The following is an 18,021-nucleotide window of genomic DNA, read 5'->3' as shown; positions in this document are numbered from 1 at the left end:
GCTGACGTGGACTACATCCCCTTACTCTCTGCAACAGTGCGTTTACTCGACCTCCACGATTCCGATCGTGGATATGGCGAGTCCCCAGCATTTACGCGTGAGTCGCGCCCGGGGAAAACCGATGGTGTTTATCTTGATATTGCGGCACTAGTCATCCAATGCCTCAAAGCTCAAGATGAAACCGCCCATCAAGAGTACATGCCGTTCGCAGCGATTTTTCGTCACGTCAGTCTGTCAATACCTGGCCTCGCCGCCAGTGATGTGGCTTACGTTCTCAATGTTCTCCGTCGCCCGACTGAGCTTTATTACTTGGAGCGGGCGCCAGGGGCACTTGAAGCGGCGCGGCACTCTGAGAGGCGGAAGACCGCCATCGTCGACAAGACCGATTACGCGGACGAGTACCGCCTATCACCGACTGGGCGGATGCTTTCGGTTCTAGTGAATGCCGCTCGGGACGCCACCTACATCCGAGGTGATGCTTACAACCTTCTTCACGCTGTCGAATTCCGCGACTTCCAGAAAGTCGGTACGTTTTCTGATGAGATCGTCGGCCAGCTTCGCAACGAGATCCTCGACATCCTTTCTGCGTTAGAAAAGGTCGGGAAGACGGAGACAGCCGAAAAATACGTCGGCCGGTTCGACCAATACTGCCGAGTCATCAACGAGACGATCGATATCGTCCGTAAGGCCGAAGAAGAGGTAGACAAGAAGTCGACAGCCGACGACTTCTCCGAATGGCTGGAGCGTAGCGACGCGGACATCACCTTCGAGAGCGTACGAGCCCACCTCCTTCGGGTACGGCAAGTCCTGATCATCTTCAACCGGCGCGTATCTGAATTGGTACAGGCCGCCGCCCAGAACAAGCGTATTGCAGTGCCGCCTCCATCATTCCTTGATTTGGCGCGCGAACTCGTGCAGGCGCCCTTCAGTCAAGTACAAGAAGCGCACTTCATGCGCCAATGGGGCGCGACAACTCTTGAGGCTCCATTTCACTCGGTTCTCGATGGCTGGCACGCGGTCCCCATTCGCCAGGGGATGCCTGAGGCAAATGCTATGGAGTTCTCCGATGAGACGGTGGAGTCGGTGTCCCAGTTGGGCAAGGTTCTGTTCATCGCACGACACGGAGAAGAGATCGCCACATTTTTGAAGAAGTCACCGCTGCGCCTCTCAGAGGCTATTGATCGCGGCTGGTTCCTTCTGGATGGGAAGCCCTCGGTGGGCGATCTGGTCGGCGTGTTCGTGGCGCCGGATACCCTTCCTATCAAAGATCCGCTCGAAATCCGGGTGTCGCCGACTTTGGTGACCAAGCAGGTCAATGGCGGCGACTTCCTGTTCTGTGACCTTGAATTGGCAATAAGGAGCAATGCGTGAATAACTCGGAACTTGGCCGCGTCCAAGCCTTCCTGCTCAAGCACCGCATTGCTGAGACGAAGGCGGCACGACGGAACATCTCACGCGAGGAGCGCGAGGTCGCCACGATCTTGCGGGATGCCGATCCTCAGATGCGAACCCTGCTTGAAGAGATTCTCGACGGACAGGGCCTTGTGCTCCAGTCATTCCGTGAGTTCGACGTGGCTGGTATACCTGCCGGCGCAATGACCTTCGTGCTTGCGCGCAAGCCGGATACGAATCCACCTTTCTTTGGCACCGAGCGATTGATTTCGCGCATGAAGCAACTCGGGCGCTACAAGGTTTCGGACACCGAGATCAAGATCTGGTTCACGCAACTCTGGTTCGTCCTTCTCGACCTCCTCTACACGAAGAAGAACCGTAGTCCCGGAGCGATGCAAGATTGGGTTGACACGGCCTTCAATCGCCTCGTGTTCACCGATGCGGTGAAGAACTACATCAACGACTCGGTTCTCAAAATGGATCCGGCGTCCTTGAAGACGACGGCCATCTATGACGCCCTTACTTCCACGAAGGAGGGCACGATCACGCAACTGTGCTCGGCCTTTCTCGAGATCATGCAGGACGCCAGCTTGCTGGAGCGCCTTGAAGAGGATGTTTACCGCCAGTCGCTCCTCTTCGCATTCGAGATGAAGATGAACTATGACCGGCAGCTTGTCCCGTTGCTGCCGGCGTTGTTGCCGTTTGACGCAGCGTCCGCTGTGCTGATCGAGGAAGTCGAGGAGGTCGCTCATGGCAACAATCACTAGCATTCAGGTAGCCAACTTTTTAAGCGACGGCTACACCGAAGGGCGTGAATGGGTGCCGCTTTATCGCGGTGAGACCTTCCGCCTCTTTGGCCGGTCGTCTGCCTTACAAATCGACAACGGCGGCGGAAAGACCAGTCTTACTGAGTCCTCGCTATTCCTTCTGAGCCGGGATGCTCGGCTCAAGGCCAAGGTAGCGGATCGCATTGCACCGCCAGAGCACGGTTGGACCCATATCCGCATGGAGTTCGTCGAGAAGCCGCATGACGAAGATATTCTTCAGCGCGACTTGATCACTGTCGATCCTAGTGAGATTCCGGGGGTGACCTACGTGATCGGTCTCGCCTGGAGCCGTGGCAAGGATCCTTATTTCTATCATTATCTAGGGCTGCTTTCTGACGCTCCTTGTTTCGTTCAGGAGCCTGACAAACTTCGACTCATCGGCAACGAAACCTTCAGGCGTTCCGTCGAGCGCATACAGGGGGCGCGATGGGACAAATGGCGGAATCAGAAGGATTGGCTGGAAGAGATACGTCAGTTCACCAACATCGAAGTCGTCAAGAAGAACGTGGAGTTCCAGTTGGAGGGGGCTGGCGACTACTCTGCGATGATCAACAAGGTGGAGCCTGAAAGCGGTGAATCCTACGACGCCGCGTTCTTTCGTCAGTTTGTCGCCCCAGAGCTTCTCCGCCAATCGATGGGCACTGAGGGCGACGAAGACGAGGAACACTTCGAAGACACGCTTTACAAGACCTTGAAGCCGACTGCTGACGCCCTGGTCAACATCAACCTGCGTCAGTATGAACTGAACGACGCGGAAGCAGCGCTCGACAAGTTCGAGCCGGTCGAAGCCAAGGCGCGGGATGTTCTCGAAGCCAACGTGGCTTACGAGGATGAATTGTCTGGAGTGGTCCGGGACGCAGCGGTGGTGCATGTGCTCTCGGCACGAGATCCGATACCGGGAATACCGGTAATCCCTCACGATGCGTCATGGAGAAAGGACAGCAAGCTCAGCGCGGTGATTGCCAGCCTGGTGATCGACAAACGGGCCGGAGTTCTGATCACCGATTACGGGCTCGCAAATCTCTTTGGCATAGAGACGGGAAGACTAAATCAGCAAGCGCAACGGGTCCAGGTGACTCCGTCAGTCGTCGGCTCGCAAGTTATTGAAATTTCTTGTGATCTTAAAGAGTCCAGCATTCGATCGCGAGAGTCAGATGCACCCGCAGAAAGTTCGCAAGTCATTGAATTTTCTTGTGATCTTAAAGAGTCCAAGCGCGGGCAACACCGGAAGCATGCTGTCAACGGCTATACGCTCACGGGTGCCAAAGCTCTTCTGCCGACTGGTGACCCTAGCAACCTTACTGATCTCCTAACTCGCGCCTTTGGGATCGTGATTGACATCATCGATACGAACCCGTATCGCAGAACTCAGCGCGAGCTTTCTGCCCAACTTGAAAAGGCATCCAGCTCCCACAAGACTGCAGATGCAGGCGTCAAACAATGGTCATCCGAGTACGAGAACCTCATCGCAGAGTTCCGGGAGGCAGAAGAGAACCAAGTAGCATATGAGACGTTCGCTGCGCGGGCAGACTTATTCCCACCGGAGCACAAGAACCAGCCGAGGGTGGCCAAAGAATGGGGGGACAAGCAGCTTAACTTGGATCGTGAGGCGCTCTCCGACCATAGTGACCGCGTGGCGTCGCTGACTGGCAAGTATGAGATTTGGCAAGCGGTAACTGCCAAGTACCGGGATTGCCCGTTGTCGGAGGCGCTGTCGATCATTGTCGACCGACATACCGAAGCGGTTGCGGCTGTCGAGGCGGCAAAGGATGAAATGGATCAAGCTTGCCGGCAGCGAGATGAACTCCGCCCTCGGCACGAAGCAGCGGCAGAGCAACTCAGTGCCGCAATCGCCGCGCATCAGCGCTTGAGCGAGCTGGCGGCAGCGCTTCCTGTTTTTCGCGAACTGTTCGGAGATGTCGATCCCCTACTGCAGAACCCTCAGAGCAACCTCGAAACAACGAACGGACAGCTTCATGGTACGACCGAGCGACTGCGCGCAGCCATCGAGACTCGTGACAAGCTGGATAACCTAAAGCCCAAGGTGAAGGTTTTCCATGAGGTCTTCGGCGAGGCCGCTCCAGGCGCACTCAATCCGATCAAAGACTTGATCAACTTGAAGGGTAAGATCGCGACGGAAGAGACAATTCTGTCCGAGCACCAACCTTACGTTGAGGCGTTGTTGCAGTTCCGCGATACCCACGGCGAGGAGACTCCCGAACAGCGCCTCGAAGCCATTGAGCGTCAGCGTGGCGAATTACTTGGAGAGCGCGTCGCGATCAAGAGACGCCTTGAAGAGATTGGTGCGGAACGAAAAGAACTTGATGCCTATGCGATTGCTGACGGGCGAGTCTACTCGGCTGCACTGGACGCGCTAGCGAAGGCGGGAGTTTCCTTCACGCGACTGCACGCCTTGGCGATGGCGGCGCCTGGGGATCGTCGGGAGGCAGTCCTATCGCTGTTCTCCGCAGCACTTTCTGCACCGGTCGTGCAGTCCGCAGAAGATGCGGACAAAGCCACCGAGGTTTTGGAAAAGGCGAAACTGACTGTTCCGGTCTTTCTGGCCGGGCCACTGCGTCAATTCGTCGAAGCCGGTAGCTACGAGGTGACGGGACAAGTCACTCACACCTTCCTCGCTGGCCGCTCGACGCGGCAGGTCAAGATCCTGCTGAATCCAACTCTCATAGTCGAGGAGAAGGAGCGGCTCGTGGCGGAAGAAAAGAGCCTTGAGTCGCGTGACGCTGAGGCCGCTGCATGGCTTGCCAGTATCGATCCGGCATCCGAAGCAGTAGCGATTATCCTCAGAGCGCGCGATGCCGTTCGGAAGGACTCGGATACGAAATATGCAGAGGCAAAGCAGAACCTTGATGAGCTTTCCAAGCAGTTGCCGCAACAGCAACGGAAGGTCGACGCAATGGACACCATTGCAGCAGCGAAGGAGTACCAAACGCTCGGCGGCGAGACGTTGTGGCAAGAGTTGGTCGCCCAAACTATCCCTCACGAAGAGAGTGGGTTGGCCCGCCTCAAACGCGAGATTCAACGGCTCCAGCGGCTGGTCGAGGAGGACGCCACGCGTGCACTAATCGCCGCCAAGGACTTCTTCCGCTCTGGTGGAGAGGGCGCCCTGGTGCGGGCGAAAGCAGATGTTGAACAACTTGAGTCCATGACCGCTGACCTCTTCAGGAAGCTGGAGGTATTGCGGAGCGAGATTGAGGGCAAGCTGGCGGAAAATCAACGTTCAGCAGCGGCGGCCCTAAATAGCTTTGATCAGACGTTCCACCTCGACAAGCGCGATCTCGAAACTTCGATAGCGTTTGAGGAAGACGGGGCCGCACACTTCATGAGCGAAGCCGAGGAACAATCCAAGACCTTGCAAAGCGCCGTGAGTACGTCTATTGCCCGACTTCAGGACATCGACTTCGAGCGTGCCCATCGCTACATCGAGGCCTCGAAGGCCGAAGGCTTGGCACTTGCTGACCGGATCGCAGAAGCCAAAGGGAAGCGGGACATCTTCACGGAGCAGCGTAACACTGCGGAACAGTCCATAAACGATCTCAACGGCCGCTTGTCTGCCCTGGAGCCGTTCCTCTACGACCTTCACGACGCCATTGTGGAAATCCGCGAGCAATACGGGAAGATCGTAACGTTCTCGGATGACGTTCGTACACGGGTCGCTATGGAAGCGAAGGCGCACCCAGACATCCTCGCCGACGCCGAGGTGTTACGGAACGGGTGCATTGGGAAGCTGCCGTCGACTTCGGTGGAGACAAAGGCTGCCATCGCCAACCTGCGGGAAGCGATCAAGTCCCTGGAAATCGACACTCGGCTACTCACTCAACGCCGCCAAGCACGGACGGCGGCACAAAACGCCTTTGCCGATGAACGCAATCGCTTCTGCGAACAAGCCCGTGCTGGTCACATCAAGGGATTACAACTCCCCGAGATTGAGCGAATCGCCGAGGCGACGACGCTCGCGCAGTTGAGTGCGATTCACCATATCCGTGAAAAGATTCGAGCGACCATCGATGAGTACGTCGATAAGTTGACGAGAATGCGAGAGACGATGGAAACCAATAAGGCGGCGACTGTCGACAGCCTTGTCCGGTTCGCACGGCAGGCGGAAATTAATCTCAAGATCCTTGGTGACGTGATGGCGCGCACGCCAAACGCTCGTTTTTTGTCGAAGCAGACGTTGCGGACGAAGAGACGATCCGCCGCATCATAGAGTCCCTCATCATCGAAATTCAGGACCGGGAGCAAGCTGCCCGCGATCGTAACCCGGTCGCGCTCAACAAGGATATCGAGCGTCGCAACAAGTCGTACAAAGCGGAGATTCACAAGCAGATATACGCGAACATCTTCTCCAAGGAGCGCGTCCATTTTACGCATGCTGCCATATGGGATGGCATGAAATCGCCTCTCAGCGGCGAGGGCGGCGGACTTTCTACCGGCCAGCGCACGGCATTGATGATGATGTGGCTCATCAAACAGGCCGAGTATTCTCTGACGCGCGCGGCGCTTATGTACGGTAGTCGTAAGCAACAGAAGGCGGCGCTCAAGAGCGCTCAGCGCATCATGTTCTTTGACGGCTTGTTCTCGAATCTCAGCAACGAGGACTACATCGATCACGCCTTCCAGGGACTCAAGGATGTCGATGAGAATTTCCAGTTGATCGGCCTTATCCACAACCCGCACTACGTCAACAACCAGAACATCTTCCCGATTCATCTGGTCGGTAAGAAGAAGGTGGGCGTCAAAGGAGGTGTGCGGCGTCGGTTCGTCACCGTCGAGCCATGGCAAGACGACAACGGGATGATCACCTACACGAGTGCATTCCGGGAAAGCAATACTGGTGAGGATTGCCCTCGTGCCTGAGCTTCACGAGCGCGTCTACGCGTGGCTTTGCAGGAAGTCGAAGGGAAGCGCTACCGGCAAGCTGCGCTGCAGCGGCATTCTCGACAAATTGCGAACCGATGTATTGAACGATCCGGTAGCGTTACGCAAGGCGCTTATCCAGCTTCGGGGCGAGCAACTTATCGATTACGCCGCCGGACAACACGGAGAGCCTATCAGCGGCTTCCTAGCCGTAGTGCGGCCTGACCAGGAAGTGCCTTCGCATGTCGAGGCATGGCGTGCCGTCTTGGCTGACTCAACCCTCCCAGAACGAGACAAACTCGCACTACAGGCAATCGGCAGCGCAATGGAGGCGTTCTCCTCAAGAAACATGGCGTCGCTGCTGGACGGGCTTATTCGCCTGCGAGAAAACCAAGCGCAGCACTTTGGCGAGCAAGTGTTCAGTGTCAGTGCGATGTATCTCATGGGGTCGTCGAAGCTGCTATCCAGCCTCGATTGGAAGGCTCTATACAGTTTCGGTATCGAGATCGACCGATTCTTGCCTCGCCCGGTCTATGTGGTGGTAGGCGGAAATTTGGAGGCACCCACTGCGGTCGTGCTTGTAGAGAACCCAGTGTCTTTCGAGGCGGCCGTGGACTCGGTGGCAGCTCGTCATTGTCTTTTCGTCTGCACTTTCGGGTTCGGTCTGAGTGCCTCGGCGAATGACTACGGCAATCAGCTTGCGGGGGCTGTCGAGGTGGGGCAGGCGCGTGTCCTCAGCCGCTCCGCTGGCGGAGAAGTGCCGACCTTGCGCGACATCTTGCGGCATCAGCGAATCCAGTTTTGGGGTGACTTGGACATGGCAGGCATGCAGATATTCTGCCGTCTTGCTTCCAAGGTTCCGGACATGACTTTGTCGGCCCTCTATGAACCGATGATGGAAGCGATCCGGCATGACGGTTCCAGGCATCCTTACGTCTCAGCCGTGTGCAAGGATGGACAGGGGCGGATGATCGTTCAGACAGCTCGGAGCGACGTTCAGGGATTGCTGCACCTTTGCGAACACTTTGCTGTTGATCAGGAGTTCGTCAGCGCAAATGACATCGCACGGCTGGCCGGCAAGCCGCTCAGCCTGGCTCCCCCCCAGAATGAGCCTAACAGCACCTCTTGATGTGGTAGCGTGTGCGGCTGCCATATGACGGACAATTGAGAGCCACGCTTTGATCATGGTGTTATCTACGATGCTATGGCAGCGGCTATATCTTCTGCACAAGGCTGACGATACTCACACACCTGCCCTCAAGGCGTAGAGCCAGGTGTCGGCGTCCAACCGACGGACATCGGGATGGATGATGCCGTGCACGCCATCAACAGCGATGCTCAGCTCGAACGTCGCTCCCAGATGGCCATGTTTGCCTTGCTCGGCTTATTTCTGAAGTTGCCGTAGTGCGCACATATCTGGCATCTCTGTAAGCGTGAACGACATGATTGGCAGATTGAGTATCTTTGGAGGGGGATGTTATGCGATGCGGTGCGAGTCCTTAGTTATCTGGCTTGGCTCCAGCAGCGCTCAGAGTGCTGGTGTGCTCCTCTGCGTGCCCACTTCCACTACCTGCTCGATCGTTAGGCTACGCAAACCGAGCGTATCCTGCATACTGGGTGTCGCCGGCCGGGACGCCGCGGAGTAGGAACTTGTGACTTTTCATTAGGGGGTGTTATGACGCGCAAATTATTGATTGAGCTGGAGCTTAATGCTAATGACTTGGATGCGCTGGAGCGCTTGCTGGAGCAGCCCGAACGGTTGGCCGAGAGCGTAGCTGCGCAGGATCCGCGCGAGCGCTCACGGATAGTGCATGCCCTCAGGGAGCTAGCGTCCGCGATTCGGGATCAGGCCGCTATCAAGGAGTGATCTGGTACCAGATGCCTCGCGGTCTTTTGGCGCTTGGCATCGGTACATTCGTCGGCTATGCCTATTCGTTCTCAATCCGCTTTGACGGGCGGCTGCCGTCAGGCTGAGAATCCGTTTCGAGTTTCTCCTCAGTGTCGACTCTCCTTTAGGCAAGAGTATTGCAAAAAAACGGAGGATCTCAGTGTCGCCTGATCGGCTAATTGCATCGTCTCGGCCCCATCAGCCAAGGGCTTGAACTGAGTTGGCCAGTCGCTTCTCTTGACCGAATTGAGTGGTATAGAACCGTTGTTCTATGCCATAAATCAGGAGCTTGAGTTCATTGTCCGTCGAGATCTCGAACCGGCCACTGTTGGCGTCAAAGACGAGTTGCTGACCGCAGTAGCCATCAATGTAGGTCAGCATTCCTGCTTTGTCTTGTTCGGGTAACGCCTCTAACGTCGCCATCGCTAAGGCAATACGCTTGCGATTCGGTTTGGAAACCTTTTCCGCCGCAAAATCGTTGGATAGGGCAATAAAGGGCTTTTCAAGAAACTGCTCAACTTCTTCCTGCGTCGCCTCTTTGTACAGTTCATCAATCCCAGGGAAAATGCTGGAAATGGTGGCCAGATTTCTGAAGATGAGGGTGTCAGAAGCTCTGAGGTAGATGGCATCCGGCTGGGCATTTATCACTAAGCGACTCTGGGATTCCTCAATCTCCGCAACCTCGCCGAATACCACGGTCTTACGCTTGATAAACAGTGAAGGCGTGACTTTCTGAAAGTAGAAGTCTTCCCCTTGGCTGGCCACAATGTAGGAGATGTCATTGAACAGCCGTTTGGCCAAGTCGTCATATTCCTTGGCGTCAAAGTCGCCTTTCACCATCTCGACACAAAACGCTTGCGCGGAGAAATGCTCAACTTTGAACCAGGAATCCTCGTCCAGATTGTGATCAGGATTGTAGTTCACGCAAGCGGCGGGATCGATACCCAAGTCGTCGAAAAGCGTGTAGTCAGAAATTAACTTGAAGAATGGTTTTTTTCTGAGTTTTTTAATCTTTACCAGTACATAATCCATATGCTCAGCCTTTTTCTATGAACGTATAGTCATTGATTCGGTTAGCCTTTTCGATCACGACGTCAGTCGGCAACTTATACCTTGTTCGTGAAATCAGGAAAATTGACGCGCGCGCTGTGGTGGTGATGTTGTAGAATTCGTAGCCGTATAATAAAAATAGCGGGTTAAAATACAGTGCTTGCGACCGGTAGGTAAAAACAAATAGAACGCCGTATACAAAAAACAGAGCTTCCCAATTCGGAACGCTGAGTGCCACGAAGAAATAACCGAGGTAACTCGGCAAAAAACTGTTGTTGGCATGATCAATAGAATCAACTTGGCCTGGCTTGAATTCATCTTTGCCCAGCGATGAACTGAGCACCAAGCTTAATCCAGTGAGCAATACGGGGGCGCAGAAATAGAGGGCGTACGACACGAAATTGGGAAGAGCAACAACAACAAGGGCATGCTCAGGAAAAAAATACCCCAGCACGTAACCCTTCTGAACCAAAAACACGATCACCAGAAGAGACGTCGCATTGAAGGTCAATAACAACCGGAAAGGAACGTTGAGGTCGAATTTCGGCCATTCCATGGTGTCTCCGGTGCGTGACGTCGACTGTGGATGCCAACAGTTGCGAGATAGGGTTTTGGACGGTATCAAATAGCCATGCTCCACGTCCATAACGAATACGTCACCAAGTGCGATAGGGCTGCTAATAAGCCCGCCGGTCTTGCGAGAGGCCATACGGTTTTCGGCGAACACCGCTATCTCTGGCACTGAGGTGCTGCCGAGCGTCCACTACTGGTGGTGGGCATTACTCACATGCAGCACAACGACCTGGTTCACCTTTGGAATGCTCGCTCGATGCCGAAAGAGCAACGCCGTGTTAATTTCAGCGCTCTGAAAAATTGGCGAGTGACCGGTGCCAGCGCTGACGTCTGATGGGGGGGCAGTTCGCGGATCTTCGATCTTTGAGTCCCGCGTAATTTTTTGGAAACCACTGCGTTGGCGCCGCAGGATGAATCGCTGCGGGTGCTCAACTGCCAGCGCGGCGGCGCCTTGTCGAGATGGTGAGCCATGCTGACAATCGATGAGGCTTGGCCAGCGGCAGCCATCAGCTTTGCGGCTTACCTTTAAAGGGAGGAGGCATGAGTCACTACTTTGATCATGCGAGTCAGGAACTGTACAGCAAGATCGCCCAGGCCAAGGTGTACATCACCCGGCACAACCCGACCACTGGCGCACTGGCCGAAGCGGTGCTTCGCCAGTTCCTCAAAGACCACCTACCGGGGGCGGTCAGTGTGGAGCAGGGCTTCATCATCGACAGCGCGGGCGGTTTATCCAGGCAGTGCGATATTCTGATTTACGACTCGCACCGGTATGCCCCGTTCTATCGAGTAGAAGGGGTGGTTGTGGTGCCGGCAGAGGCGGTGATTGCCATTATCGAAGTAAAAACCTCGATCAACCGGGCCGGATTTCATGAGGTGATTCGCTATTTCCAGAGTTTTCAGAGCCTGCGACTGGAGGCGAAGACATACTTGTTCATGTTCAACGCTCCGACGTTGGGGACTGTCAGCAGGCACTTTCACTCATTTCGGCACCCAGGCAGCTATCAGGAGTTCGATCACGATACTTTCCAGTTCCTCCCGGACGAAATCACCGGCCTAGACCATTCCTACCATTTGCAAAGAGGCACGGTTATCCATGACCGCGACGCCATGGGCTATCTTTCGTATTTCTACGAGGATCACGAAGGTACCGCGATCAACGCGCTGGAGCGGTTCTTCCTTTCGGTGTATGCCTGCGTCGAACGTCACCTGAGCAGTAGCTTGCCCGCGGGTGTGTTGGTGCCGCGAGTGTCCTATCACAACAGCACTCCCAGCAAAACCATTTTCGCCATCGACTTGTTCCCCATGTAACCTCAGGTAGGCGCTGCACTTGCCTGCATCGATCAGTCGCGTAACCGCATGAGTGTTCCCCGGTCGTCATGGTTGAGGCGCAGAAGGCGCTCGCCCCCTTGACCCGGCTGCTTGTTCTGGAGCGGGTTCGCTCGCGCCCGGTGTCGGTCCTAGGAGTTTACTGGCCCGACTGTCAAGCAGGGCGCCCGCCTGGAAGTAGCCCATCACCGTGCTCACACTGCGGTGCTCGGTCATTGCCATCACCTCACCGAGCGGCACGCCCTGGCGTCCTGCCTCGGTGACGAAGCCTGAGCGCAGACTGTGCGCTGCCCAATCCCCGTCCAGACCTGCCTTCGCCGCGCGGCGTTTGACTATCCGCGCGACCTGGTCGCCGGACAGACCGTGCGGTGCGACCCGGCCACCTCGGTACAGGCGGCGAAACAGCGGGCCGCTGCTGGCTGGGGCCACAGCGAGCCAGTCGGCCAGGGCTTGCGCCGCCGGCCCTTGCAGTGGCTTGTCGCGGCGTACGCCGCCGGTGTCGGTCTTGGTCGCCCCGAGCGTATAGAGCCAGGTCTCGGCATCCAGGCGACGCAGGTCTTCGACTTGCAGGCCAATTACTTCTGAGCGGCGTCGACCGCCACCACTCCAGGCCAGTAGCAACAGTGCACGATCGCGCACGCCGCGTACGCCGTCGGTGCAGGTGGCGAGCATCGCCTGCAATGGCTCCAGGACCACGGCAGTTTTCTTGCGCTGTGCTACCCCCTGGCGAACTTGGGCCTTGCGCGCTTCACGCAATAATATCTTCACCGCCGCCGTTTCGGTCGGATTGTCCCATTGCTTCAAACGATGCCACTTGGCCAGGACGGCGAGGCGATGGCTGACCGTACTGAACGCCAGGGGTCCCAGCTTGCCCTTGACCCCTGCTGAGACCAGGGCAGCATCGAGGTCTGCGGGCAGCAGGTGGCTCCAGCCGCCGGTTGCCGGGCGGGCGAGGTGATCGACGATGAACTGCACGGCGACCTCCGGCGGCAGGGGGTTGTCGCCGAGCGTGCGCTGGTAACGCAGGCGCAGCCAGGCGGACCAGTAGGTGAGGGCGCTCTGGTAGCTGCGCACGGTATTGGCGGCCGTGCCGGCGGCGATGAAGGACTCGGCGGCGGCACGGGTACTGTCGGCCAGTTCGTGCAGTAACAGTGGCGTGTCAATCGAGGGCTGCAACGCACCTGTATTATTCATTACGTTCAACGTATTATTAATTAAGTTTTGATTTGATAAGGTCGGATAATCTTTCATTATCAGACCTAATATATCCGGAGGTAGCCCGTGGCGGTAGGAGTTCCAGAAAACGAGGTGTTTGCCGCTGCGGATGCGGTTCTGGCGCGCGGCGAACGGCCGACGGTGGAGCGGGTGCGTCTGGAACTGGGCCGCGGCAGTCCGGCGCGGGTTGGCACCTTGCTCGATCAGTGGTGGGAACAGCTGGCCGGGCGCCTGCGCGGCGAAACCCGGCTACCCGGGTTGCCGGCGGAAGTAGCGCAAGCCTTTGTCGCCATCTGGCAGCAGGCCACCACGCTGGCCCAAGGCGTGGTTGAGCAGTCACTAGCGGGGCAGCAGCAGGTGCTGGATGAAGAGCGCGAGGAACTGGCCGCATTGGAAGCGCGGGTGCGCTTGGAAGCGGCCCAAGCCCGCCAGCAGACCGCCGAGGCGCTGACCGCGCGGCAGATGGCCGACACCCGGCTGGCCGACCTGGAGCAATTGCTGGTCCAGCGCTTGGCACAGATCGATGACCTGCGCCAGCGGCGTGAGGAGCTGCTCGGCCTGCGAGATGAGGAGCGCCAGCAGTTGGCCGAGTTGCGCCAGCAACTGCTGGAAAGCCAGCAACAGGCAGAGCAAACGCGGCTTGAGCAGCAACGCTACACCCGCGAAGTGGAGGATCGGGCGTACCGCGAGATTGATCGCACCCGCGAGGAAAGCAAAGCCGTGACCGCCCAGCTCAAGGAGGCGAATGGCCGCCTACAGAATTTGCAACAGGCGTTGCTGGCCAGCCAGACTGGCCTGGCCGAGGCGCGCGAACAGCGCGCCACCGCGCAGGCACAAACACAAGTCCTGCTCGGCCAGCTTGATCAGGCTCGTCAGGCGGATGTGGGCACGACCGAACGGCTACAAGGCCTGCAGCAGCAGTTGCAGAGCGCACAGGCCGAGCTGGCCAACTCCCGTGAGCAAGCGGCGGCCGCACAGGCACGGGCGGAGACCCTGAGCCAGCAGTTGGCTCCCCCTAGCCGCAGTGCGACAGCGGCAGAGCGCCCTCGGTTGCCGCGCAAAGCCGCGCCGAAAACCAGCTGAGGAAACAGCACTAGGTCGACGCAGTGCCGCGTGGACCAGGCAGGAGGAGGGGGAGTGAGGGAAACAGCGATGGCTGGCGAACGGCCGCAAGACTTGCGCGATGTAACCGTGGATCCGGCGATGGCCAGGGCGGCGGCCCTGTGCACGCTCAAGGTGTAACTCGATTGTCAGGCGCGAGGGCTAATCGGCCAACCGTTTTTGGATGACGGATGGACAGTCGCAACACCTGTGCCAAAGCAGGAGTTTACTTGGCCGCGATCACGGCGCTGATACCCGTTTTAGTTTCTCTGCTGCCCACGCTTTGGAGCGACAAATCGAGTAGGTGGTTGGGCTGCATAGGATTGCTCATCTTTGCGTGGGCAGTAGCTTTCCTGCTGAGAGCAGAAGCTTGGGCGTTCCGAACCTTGCAAGTTGCAGGCTTCGCACAGCTCTGCCCGGAGGAACTGGCCAGTCGCTGGAAGAAAAGCTCGCCAAAAGCTGCCTTGGCAAAGCAGCTGGCCAGCACCGTAATTTACAACTATCCGTTGGTGCCTGAAGGTGACGTGGATTAAGTCGACGCATAAGTTTTTTCTCAGAGCATTTTTAGCGTTCACAATACTCTTGTACTGCAAGCGATTTGACCGGTAGGAGTGTGGACTTTTGAGGGGGTTAGCAAATTTCTTAGTCAGCCCACCACGGCGCCACTGGTTATGTGTTTTTCGTGAGCCATTATTTTGTTAGGTGCAATAGTGAATTGAAAGATATTGAGACGGATTCATACCGCACCTGAATGTTGCTTAGGTGCGCAGCGGCAGGTTACTGTAAATCAACTCTAAAAACTTGTAAGGTTTAAACCATGGATGCATATGAATTCGACGAGCTTTTCAAGGCCCTCCTGAACAAGTTCTCTTTTTTGCAAATGCATCAGCGGATGGCGAGCAAGGTTAAAGATCAGGTGGTGGCTGAGCTAAAGACTCAGCATGATGCGATTTCAGAGTTTAGCCAGGAGAAAAAGGATCTTCTTGGTAAAAGCTATAACGTATACATGTTCCACAATCCATTCACGGGAAGGCTTCAGCCACATAGTAGCACGTCACATACCCTAGCCGAACGCGCCCGTGAGGCCCACATTCATCAAAATAAAATTTGTCAGCTTTTATTGGTGGATGCATTTGAGGCTTTCGAAGATTACGTGGTAGAAGTGTACGAACTGGCCGCGAATGTTCATTCAGAGCTTCGAATAAAAGAAGATCATCAACGGCAGCTGTCAACGGAGCGCTTAAAGAAGAAAAGTTCCGATATCATCAGGAATTTTAGGGCCAAAATCCCAGCTATTGCTGAAACAGAAAAAAACAACAAAATGGCAAAGGATTTACGATTCTACCTTTTCATGATCGAAAAGTTTAGACACATCATCGTGCATCGAGCGGGGCGCTGTTCGAATACAGGTGCGCTCGTAGAAGCCATACTCAAAAATTCTTGCTTGCTCACCGATAAGGCTCGTGGGCCAGCAGCCGAAGAAGTGATACGTAGGTTTATAGGGACTGATACTGTCGAGGGAGTAATTATACTCGTTGAAGAGCAGCTTCTCGCAAGCCCCGTGCGAGTTTCATTAAACCGCCATGAAGAACTATTACATGTGCTGACGGGGTACGCCCTCATACTCGGTAGGAGCTTGCTTGAGTTTGACGCTGCTAAAAATACCTAAAGACATTCTGCGCTACGCTTGAGCTAGTGCTTGTCATGAAGAGTACAGACTTGGTCCCGCACCGATTGCGGCACAACACCTAGCGCCAGTTTGGTCAGCTCGAACTATCAAGGTCAAGGCCTCCTTCGGGAGGCCTATTCATTTGAAGACATAATTCCTTGCGCTGCCGAGTCAAAGCCAGCGGCGTTGCAGGCGAGTGACCTCCTCCATGAAGCGGCTATAAAAACGATCTTTGGGTGCTAAGCGAAGTGCACGCTCTACACACTCCTGAGCCTTGATCAGGTTCTGTGGTTCAGTATTGATATAGGCGTAGGTCTTCTGAAGCTCACAGAGGTGTTTAGGCTTACCCAGTTCTTCCGCCGTCGTTAGGTGCTGAAGAGCGCTATCCTCATCACCAATCCTGCTCTCGATCATACCTCTGGTGAAGTAGACCTCGGCTTCATCGGGCAGGAGGAGGGTAGCTTTACGTGACTGCTCTAGTGCAGCAGGTAGCCGACGCTTGCGCATTAAGGTGTAGGCGTAACGGTCAAACAGCCAACCGTTCTCTGGGTCTTCCAGTACGGCTGTTTCATAGTAGTCGCAGGCGTCGCTGTAGTTGCCTTCGCTATAGCTCTTCCAGGCGGCTCGGGCTGCCGGAGTGCGAAATGCCTGGATTGCGCGGTCGGACACCTTAGCCTCAGTGCTGGTCAAAAACTCATGGTAACGACGCTTGACCCAGTTGACGTCATCGTCGGTTGGCTCACGCTTTCCGTCAGTTACCTCGTAACGTTCCACGCAGTAGTTGTAGAACTCAGGGCTAAGGGTGATCTGAGCGGCACCCTCGATCCTAGAGAAGCTACCGATGCCACGGCTTTCCTCAATTGCTTCACTTGCAGCGGCAACAGTCACCCCCGTACGCTGACAGCACAGCTGGAAGAGGTATTGGTCATGGTTGTCCCCAAGTCGGGTCATCAGGAGGAGAACACGTCTGAGATCTGAGGTGAGTCGCCCCCATGCATCGTCATAGAGGAATTGTCCCAGATCTTGGCGCTGCATCTTCTGAACACGTTGGAACGCTGCTTCGAGCCCTGCCCCCTGAGTGGCAGCTGCCTGGACAAACACCTCCAAAGCGATCGGCTTATTGATCAGCGCTCGGAATACCGCTTGAGCGTGGAAGGGCCTGCCTGTGCAATAGCCGTGCATCCAAGAGTCGCACCTCGTTTGCGCAGGAACTCCGCCCCCTCTTCGTCACTCCAATTTTCAGTTTGTACCGGGAGAGCCTCAATCAACTCCCTACGGCGAGAGGTTAGGATGACCCGGCCGACTCTTCGAGTGAGCTCGTTGATCTGAACGGCCAAGGCCTTCACGTCAGCATCGCTGTTGGCCATAGTCTCGGTGTTATCGAGAATGATCAGATGGTTGTCCCGAGAAACCCTCAGTACAGATTGGAGCGTAGCGAGCTTTTGAACCACTTCTTTAGGTTCTTTCTCGAACCAAGAGCGATCAAGCTTGGGCGTGGTTAGCATGCGAGCCACATCCAGCACGACGTCCGCAACACCAATTTCCTGGACTGAGATCTGCTCCAAGCCACTCAGACCCCATCGGGTTTCTTGGCCGTATAAAAGGTGATGATTTCCGGCGTCCACTCAATTTTCGTCTTGCCGTCGAGCCAGCGATGCAGGAACTCAACGACCATAGTGGTCTTGCCAACACCCCCGTCGCCCCAAACCATGCATTTTCGAGAGTCCGGATCATCAGCCCATTCGCACAGAGCAGTAATTTCAGTATCACGACCCGTGAACACATTCTCCGATGCCAAGCGATCGGGGATGTGCACGAACGGGCGCCAAGTATCAGACCATGTCGGTTCAGCAACTTGATATTCAGGGGTGCTCGGTTTGCGGCAAACCTAGCAGTACGTTTTCTATTCGTACGTGATCTCACCGCGAGAAAGGAGCGTCGTCTGCACTTGGGCATCCACCTGTAGTCGACCCGCAGAAGCCCGCCGCAAGTTTCGGTAGCAAATGGGGTTGCCGTTGGCAAGTCGCAGGGTGGTGATAGGTTCGAGAGGGCGATCGCCTAGGGGAGGGAAAAACAGTGTGTCGTCTCCCTTGACGACGGTC

16 protein-coding genes are annotated in these 18,021 nt (G+C 56.1%); 10 read left to right on the top strand and 6 right to left on the bottom strand.

From position 1 onward, the window contains the following. The first annotated feature begins 6 nt into the window (after positions 1–6). The 6 genes from PFEN_RS16560 to PFEN_RS16535 all read left to right on the top strand — a co-directional run bounded on the left by PFEN_RS16560 (position 7) and on the right by PFEN_RS16535 (position 8,961). On the top strand, positions 7–1,371 hold the full coding sequence (locus PFEN_RS16560; RefSeq protein ID WP_191487903.1) for a hypothetical protein: 1,365 nt from the start codon (positions 7–9) through the stop codon (positions 1,369–1,371). Beyond that, entirely contained in the window at positions 1,368–2,159 is a 792-nt protein-coding gene (locus PFEN_RS16555) for a hypothetical protein (RefSeq protein ID WP_191487902.1), read from the top strand. Before PFEN_RS16560 ends, PFEN_RS16555 begins: the two co-directional genes overlap by 4 nt. Next, a complete protein-coding gene (locus PFEN_RS16550; protein ID WP_191487901.1) occupies positions 2,143–6,444 on the top strand; it encodes a hypothetical protein in 4,302 nt (1,433 codons plus the stop codon). Before PFEN_RS16555 ends, PFEN_RS16550 begins: the two co-directional genes overlap by 17 nt. Positions 6,445–6,626: 182 nt before the next feature. Beyond that, entirely contained in the window at positions 6,627–7,094 is a 468-nt protein-coding gene (locus tag PFEN_RS16545) for a hypothetical protein (RefSeq protein WP_191487900.1), read from the top strand. Further along, positions 7,087–8,223 carry a Wadjet anti-phage system protein JetD domain-containing protein gene (locus PFEN_RS16540; protein ID WP_191487899.1) on the top strand — a complete coding sequence of 379 codons (1,137 nt, stop codon included), beginning with the start codon at positions 7,087–7,089 and terminating at the stop codon, positions 8,221–8,223. The genes PFEN_RS16545 and PFEN_RS16540 overlap by 8 nt, the downstream gene beginning before the upstream one ends. 546 nt (positions 8,224–8,769) lie before the next feature. Then, positions 8,770–8,961: a hypothetical protein gene (locus PFEN_RS16535; protein ID WP_191487898.1), complete on the top strand. Its 192-nt coding sequence runs from the start codon at positions 8,770–8,772 to the stop codon at positions 8,959–8,961. A 219-nt stretch (positions 8,962–9,180) separates the two neighbouring features. Here the strand turns inward: PFEN_RS16535 and PFEN_RS16530 are convergent, their stop codons facing one another. After that, on the bottom strand, positions 9,181–10,014 hold the full coding sequence (locus tag PFEN_RS16530) for an ATP F0F1 synthase synthase (protein WP_191487897.1): 834 nt from the start codon (positions 10,012–10,014) through the stop codon (positions 9,181–9,183). A gap of 4 nt (positions 10,015–10,018) precedes the next feature. Further along, on the bottom strand, positions 10,019–10,759 hold the full coding sequence (locus tag PFEN_RS16525; RefSeq protein WP_224770985.1) for a hypothetical protein: 741 nt from the start codon (positions 10,757–10,759) through the stop codon (positions 10,019–10,021). 386 nt (positions 10,760–11,145) lie between these two features. On the opposite strand from PFEN_RS16525, the gene PFEN_RS16520 reads away from it, so the two are divergent. Then, on the top strand, positions 11,146–11,916 hold the full coding sequence (locus tag PFEN_RS16520; RefSeq protein WP_191487896.1) for a DUF6602 domain-containing protein: 771 nt from the start codon (positions 11,146–11,148) through the stop codon (positions 11,914–11,916). Between the two features lie 66 nt (positions 11,917–11,982). Here PFEN_RS16520 and PFEN_RS16515 read toward each other — a convergent pair whose 3' ends face one another. After that, complete coding sequence (locus PFEN_RS16515; protein ID WP_191487895.1) at positions 11,983–13,128, bottom strand: site-specific integrase; 1,146 nt, start codon at positions 13,126–13,128, stop codon at positions 11,983–11,985. 87 nt (positions 13,129–13,215) lie between these two features. On the opposite strand from PFEN_RS16515, the gene PFEN_RS16510 reads away from it, so the two are divergent. The 3 genes from PFEN_RS16510 to PFEN_RS16500 all read left to right on the top strand — a co-directional run bounded on the left by PFEN_RS16510 (position 13,216) and on the right by PFEN_RS16500 (position 15,919). After that, a complete protein-coding gene (locus PFEN_RS16510; protein WP_191487894.1) occupies positions 13,216–14,232 on the top strand; it encodes a DNA-binding protein in 1,017 nt (338 codons plus the stop codon). Between the two features lie 248 nt (positions 14,233–14,480). Next, entirely contained in the window at positions 14,481–14,783 is a 303-nt protein-coding gene (locus PFEN_RS30655; protein ID WP_224770984.1) for a hypothetical protein, read from the top strand. A 284-nt stretch (positions 14,784–15,067) separates the two neighbouring features. Next, the gene (locus PFEN_RS16500; RefSeq protein WP_191487893.1) at positions 15,068–15,919 is read left to right on the top strand and encodes a hypothetical protein; all 852 of its coding nucleotides are present in this window, start codon (positions 15,068–15,070) and stop codon (positions 15,917–15,919) included. 171 nt (positions 15,920–16,090) lie between these two features. On the opposite strand, the gene PFEN_RS16495 is transcribed toward PFEN_RS16500, so the two are convergent. From PFEN_RS16495 to PFEN_RS16485, 3 genes are read right to left on the bottom strand one after another with little or no spacing between them, the layout of a single operon-like run. Further along, positions 16,091–17,101 carry a tetratricopeptide repeat protein gene (locus tag PFEN_RS16495; RefSeq protein WP_191487892.1) on the bottom strand — a complete coding sequence of 337 codons (1,011 nt, stop codon included), beginning with the start codon at positions 17,099–17,101 and terminating at the stop codon, positions 16,091–16,093. Beyond that, a complete protein-coding gene (locus PFEN_RS16490; RefSeq protein ID WP_191487891.1) occupies positions 17,044–17,484 on the bottom strand; it encodes a hypothetical protein in 441 nt (146 codons plus the stop codon). The genes PFEN_RS16495 and PFEN_RS16490 overlap by 58 nt, the downstream gene beginning before the upstream one ends. A 5-nt stretch (positions 17,485–17,489) precedes the next feature. Further along, entirely contained in the window at positions 17,490–17,735 is a 246-nt protein-coding gene (locus tag PFEN_RS16485; protein WP_191487890.1) for an ATP-binding protein, read from the bottom strand. Between the last annotated feature and the right edge of the window lie 286 nt (positions 17,736–18,021).

The sequence above is a fragment of the Pseudomonas sp. FEN genome (assembly GCF_904067045.1).
Lineage (GTDB): Bacteria > Pseudomonadota > Gammaproteobacteria > Pseudomonadales > Pseudomonadaceae > Aquipseudomonas.
This window is presented reverse-complemented; position numbering and strand designations above follow the sequence as displayed.